The sequence below is a fragment of the Verrucosispora sp. SN26_14.1 genome, assembly GCF_004307965.1.
GTDB lineage: Bacteria > Actinomycetota > Actinomycetes > Mycobacteriales > Micromonosporaceae > Micromonospora.
Genome location: NZ_SISL01000769.1, coordinates 1 through 1,478, shown reverse-complemented (window position 1 = coordinate 1,478; position 1,478 = coordinate 1). Strand labels below are relative to the sequence as shown.

General features: G+C 75.0%; 1 protein-coding gene. It reads right to left on the bottom strand.

All coding sequences use genetic code 11. The features are described 5' to 3' along the window. Nucleotides 1–1,478: FtsK/SpoIIIE domain-containing protein (locus EYA84_RS31765; RefSeq protein WP_153227129.1), on the bottom strand; the 1,478-nt coding region annotated here is incomplete at both ends.

Genomic DNA, 1,478 nt, shown 5'->3' with positions numbered 1-1,478 from the left:
ATAAGAGACAGGTCGGCGGCGGCCGAGTCGGCGGCGGCGACCAGCGGGGCGAGCAGGAAGGTCGCCTCGCCGGGGGTGTGCTGCCGGGCGAGACTCAGGGTCGCGGCGCGCAGCACCTCGGCGCCGATGGGCGAGGTACCCACCACGGCCAGGTGTCGGCCGGGAGCGGTGTCCATGATGAACATGGCGGTGGTGCCGTCCACGTCGACCGTCCGGCCGACCAGGGCCAGAGGACGTCGACCGCCGGGGCGTAGACCGGTGAAGGTGGCGTCGGCCTCGACGCGGGCGGTGTCGTACCCCCGGAACACCGACGGCGGACGCGCGCCCGGCGGGCGGGCCTGCCACAGGTCGTGCCGCAGCCCGGTCAGGTCACCACCGGCGGCGTGCGCGTCGGGGAAGCGGATCACGGTGTTGGCGCCGGGCGCGCCGGCAGCGGTGTTGACCACGGCCGAGCCGACCGGCAGGGTCGCCGCCGCGTCGTTGAGCTGGTCGAGCACTCCCCCGCCGCCGGCCAGCGCCACCCGCAGCGCGAACTGGCCGAAGACCGCCTCGGCCCGGCCGTAGAGGGCCTCGATCCCCGTCGTGCTCTGGCTGGCGAGCACCAGGTGTACGCCGTACGAGCGGCCCTTGCGGGCGAGTTCCTCCAGCAGGTCCACCGATTCGCGGGCGAGCTGGTCGTTGCCGGCGAGCAACACCTGGAACTCGTCGATCACGGCGACGATCCGGGGTACCGGTGTGTCGGCGGGCAGGTCGGCGAGCTTGGTGACGCCGTGGCGCTTGAGTGCGGTGGCCCGTCGGTGCAGTTCGCGGCGCAGCTCGCGGAGCACGGCCACGCCGTACTCGCGGTCGCTCTCGATGCCGACGGCACGGGCGTGCGGCAACCACGACGGATCGTGTCCGGTGGGGACGAACTCGGTGAAGCTCACTCCCTCCTTGAAGTCGAGGAGGTAGAGCTGCAACTCGGCCGGTGAGTAGCGGGCGGCCAGCCCGTAGAGCACGTCGAGCAGGAAGACCGTCTTGCCGGCGCCGGTGCGTCCGCCGACCAGCCAGTGCGGGGTGGCGTCGTCGAAGGCCATGCTGAACGGGTCGCGTCCGGCGCGGCCCACCACGGTACGCAGGCCGGCGCGGGCCGAGGTGGCCCAGCGCTGCCCGGGCAGCAGGTCGGCGAAGGTGACCGCCGCACCGCGCCGGGCGGCGTCGCCCAGGTGGGTGGCGAGGGCGGCGACCGAGGCGGGCGGGGCGTCACCGTCGAGACGCACCGGGACGCTGAGCCCGCTGCCGTCGGCGCTGAACGGCGTGCCCGGCGGGTCGCCGACTCGGGCCAGCCCGCCGACGCCCGCGTACGACCGCACGCCCGGTGTGCCACCGGTGGCAGTCCGGTCGCCGGAGAGCCGGATCAGCGTGGTGGAGCCCAGCGGCGGCGCGGACTCCCCGGGGCCGATCGCCGGCCAGCCGGCCAGCAGCACGCAGACCGCGGC